This window comes from Micromonospora sp. NPDC047707 (assembly GCF_040704235.1).
In the GTDB taxonomy this organism is placed as follows: Bacteria; Actinomycetota; Actinomycetes; order Mycobacteriales; family Micromonosporaceae; genus Micromonospora.
Genome location: NZ_JBEYSU010000110.1, coordinates 1 through 3,299 on the forward strand (window position 1 = coordinate 1; position 3,299 = coordinate 3,299).

Here is a 3,299-nt window from a genome sequence, read left to right on the forward strand (position 1 = left end):
GTCGACCCCGACGACATCACCACCCTCACCACCACCCTCGCCGCCGTCGCCGCCGACGAAGCGGTCATCTTCACCAGCTACCACCAGTCACCGCTACCCCTGGCCCTACTGCTACGCACCATCGGTGTCCACCGGATCTCGGCGATCAGCGACGACTACCCCGGCACCCTGCTCGACGTGCGCCACCGCGTCCCCACCGGCGTACCCGAACCCGAACGCGCCCTGTCCCTCGCCGCCGCCGCCGGCTACGCCCTGCCCGCCGACGACGAACCCGCCCTCCGGCTGCGGCCGGCGCCGGCGGCGCCGTCGCAGGTCGGCCCGCCGGGCTACGTGGTCCTGCACCCGGGGTCGGCGGCCCAGTCCCGGGGGCTGCCGCCCGAGCTGGCGGCGGGGATCGTCCGGACGCTGACCGCCGCGGGCCACCGGGTGGTGGTGACCGGAGGCGCCGACGAGGCGGAGCTGACCGCGTGGGTGGCCGGGGACGACGCCGTGGACCTCGGTGGCGGGACGGGGCTCGCCGAACTCGCGGCGACCGTTGCCGGTGCCGCCGCCGTGGTGGTGGGCAACACCGGTCCCGCCCACCTCGCCGCCGCCTACGGCGTTCCGGTGGTGAGCCTCTTCGCACCCACCGTCCCGTTCGGGCAGTGGGGGCCGTGGCGGGTGCCGACCGTACGCCTCGGTGACGCCGCCGCCCCCTGCCGGGACACCCGCGCCGCGCGGTGCCCCGTCCCGGGCCATCCGTGCCTGAGCCGGATCACGCCCAGGGAGGTGCTGGACGGGCTGGCGCTGCTGGGCGTATCCCCGGCGCGGACACCGACGGCGGCGTCGACGCCGGCCGGGGAGGCGGCAAAGGCGGTCGCGACGGTCGGCGGGAGCGGCCGATGAACGTCCTCCTCTGGCACGTGCACGGTTCGTGGACCACGTCGTTCGTGCACGGCAAGCACCGGTACCTGGTGCCGGCCACGCCCGACCGCGGCCCGTACGGCCTCGGCCGGGCCCGCACCTACCCCTGGCCGGACACCGCCGTCGAGGTGGCCCCCGACGACCTGCGCACCGCCGAGGTCGACGTCGTGATCCTGCAACGTCCCGAGGAGCTCGACCTGGCCGCCGACTGGCTGGGCCGCCGGCCGGGCCGCGACCTGCCCGCGATCTTCGTCGAGCACAACACCCCGAAGGACGGCGCCGTCCCCGACAGCCGGCACCCGATGGCCGACCGCGACGACCTGCTGATCGCCCACGTCACCGCGTTCAACCAGCTCTTCTGGGACACCGGGAGCACCCGGACGACGGTGGTCGACCACGGCGTCGTGCCACCGGCGGCGGAGTACACCGGCGAGCTGGAGCGGCTCGCCGTGGTCATCAACGAGCCGGTGCGCCGCTGGCGCGTCACCGGCACCGACCTGCTGTCGCGGTTCGCCGAGATCGCCCCGCTGGACGTCTTCGGCATGAAGGTGGCCGGCCTCGCCGACCACCTGGGGCTGCCGGCGGACCGGCTGACCAGCCACGACGACCTGCCCCAGGCCCGAATGCACGCCGAGTTGGGGCGGCGGCGGGCGTACCTGCACCTGTGCCGGTGGACCTCCCTCGGGCTGAGCCTGATCGAGGCGATGACGATCGGCATGCCGGTCGTCGCGCTGGCCACCACGGAGGCGGTGATGGCGGTGCCAGCCGAAGCCGGAGCCCTCTCCACCCGGGTCGACGACCTGCTCGACGCCACTCGACGGCTCATGGCGGACCCGGCGCTGGCGCGCCGGGCGGGCGCCGCGGGCCGCGCGGCCGCGTGGGAGCGGTACGGGCTCGAGCGTTTCCTCGCCGACTGGGACCGGCTGCTGGAGGAGGAAGTATGCGCATCGCGATGATCTCGGAGCACGCGAGCCCGCTCGCCGTCCTCGGCGGCGAGGACGCCGGCGGCCAGAACACGCATGTCGCCGAACTCTCCGCCGCTCTCGCGGCCGCCGGGCACGACGTGCGGGTCTACACCCGCCGGGACGCCGTCGACCTGCCGGTCACCGTCCGCGGTCAGGACGGGTACGAGGTGGTGCACGTCCCCGCCGGCCCGGCCGAGCCGGTCGCCAAGGACGCGCTGCTGCCGCACATGAGGGAGTTCAGCGGGTGGTTGGTCGACCGCTGGCGCGGCGGCGACTGGGTGCCGGAGGTGATCCACGCGCACTTCTGGATGAGCGGACTCGCCGCGCTGGCCGCCGGCCGGCAGATCGGCGTGCCCGTCGTGCAGACGTACCACGCCCTCGGGGTGGTGAAGCGGCGCCACCAGGGGGTGCAGGACACCAGCCCGGCCCGCCGGATCGGCTACGAGCGGGAACTGGGCCGCTCGGTGGACCGGGTCATCGCCCAGTGCCAGGACGAGGTGGGGGAACTGGTCCGGATGGGAGTGCCCCGGTCCCGGATGACCGTCGTCCCGTCCGGGGTCAACCTCGGCACGTTCGCCCCGCTCGGCCCGGCCGCCGAACGGGAGGACGGCCGCGCGCGGATCCTCACCGTCGGCCGGCTGGTCGAGCGGAAGGGCTTCCAGACCGTCATCCGGGCGATGGCGCACGTGCCGGACGCGGAGTGCGTCGTGGTCGGCGGGCCGCCGGCCGGCCTGCTGGAGAGCGACCCGTACGCCCGCCGGCTCCGGGCCCTGGCGCACACCTGCGGCGTGGCCGACCGGGTGAAGCTGGTCGGCGCGGTGCCCCGCGAGGAGATGTGCCGCTGGTACCGGTCCGCCGACGTCCTGGTCGCCGCCCCCTGGTACGAGCCGTTCGGGCTGACCCCGCTGGAGGCCATGGCGTGCGGCGTACCGGTGGTCGGGACGGCGGTGGGCGGGATCAAGGACACCGTGGTCGACGGGGTCACCGGCGACCTGGTGCCGGCGCGCGACCCGCGCGCTCTCGGCACCGCCGTCCAGCGGTTGCTGGACGACCGGATCCGCCGGTTCGCGTACGCGACCGCCGCGCGGGAGCGGGCCCGCGAACGGTACTCGTGGGCGGCCACGGCGGAACGGCTGGCGGAGGTCTACGGCGAGGTGGCCGCCGTCGGGCGGGCCAGCCGGGTGGTGGCCGGATGACGGGGCGGTCGCCGCTCGACGTCCACCTGGCGAACCTGGCCGCGGCGCTGCTGCCGTACCGGCGGTGCGAGGCCCTGCTGGCGCGGTGGGGCGAGACGCTCGCCCGCCGGCTCGTGGACGGCGGGCGGCTGCTGGTGGCCGGCAACGGTGGCAGCGCGGCCGAGGCGCAGCACCTCACCGCCGAACTCGTCGGCAAACTCCGCGACGACCGCCAACCCCTGTCCGCCATCGCCCT

3 protein-coding genes and 1 pseudogene are annotated in these 3,299 nt (G+C 75.7%); all 4 read left to right on the forward strand.

Annotation, left to right across the window (positions count from 1 at the left end; translation table 11 throughout):
- Positions 1-885 (forward strand): glycosyltransferase family 9 protein (locus AB0873_RS32035; RefSeq protein WP_366604497.1); only part of this gene is annotated, 885 nt, incomplete at its 5' end.
- Positions 882-1,859 carry a glycosyltransferase gene (locus AB0873_RS32040; protein WP_366604498.1) on the forward strand — a complete coding sequence of 326 codons (978 nt, stop codon included), beginning with the start codon at positions 882-884 and terminating at the stop codon, positions 1,857-1,859. The genes AB0873_RS32035 and AB0873_RS32040, both read left to right, overlap by 4 nt.
- Positions 1,844-3,064 (forward strand): glycosyltransferase, encoded by a 1,221-nt coding sequence (locus tag AB0873_RS32045; protein WP_366604500.1) that lies wholly within the window; start codon positions 1,844-1,846, stop codon positions 3,062-3,064. The genes AB0873_RS32040 and AB0873_RS32045 overlap by 16 nt, the downstream gene beginning before the upstream one ends.
- Positions 3,061-3,299, forward strand: a pseudogene (locus AB0873_RS32050) (phosphoheptose isomerase); the annotation flags it as partial. The gene AB0873_RS32045 and the pseudogene AB0873_RS32050, both read left to right, overlap by 4 nt.

What these genes read in the sequence shown, in the direction of transcription:
- AB0873_RS32040 (WP_366604498.1), top strand. Translation starts at nt 882, where the DNA reads ATGAACGTCCTCCTCTGGCACGTGCACGGTTCGTGGACCACGTCGTTC.
- AB0873_RS32045 (WP_366604500.1), top strand. Translation starts at nt 1,844, where the DNA reads ATGCGCATCGCGATGATCTCGGAGCACGCGAGCCCGCTCGCCGTCCTC.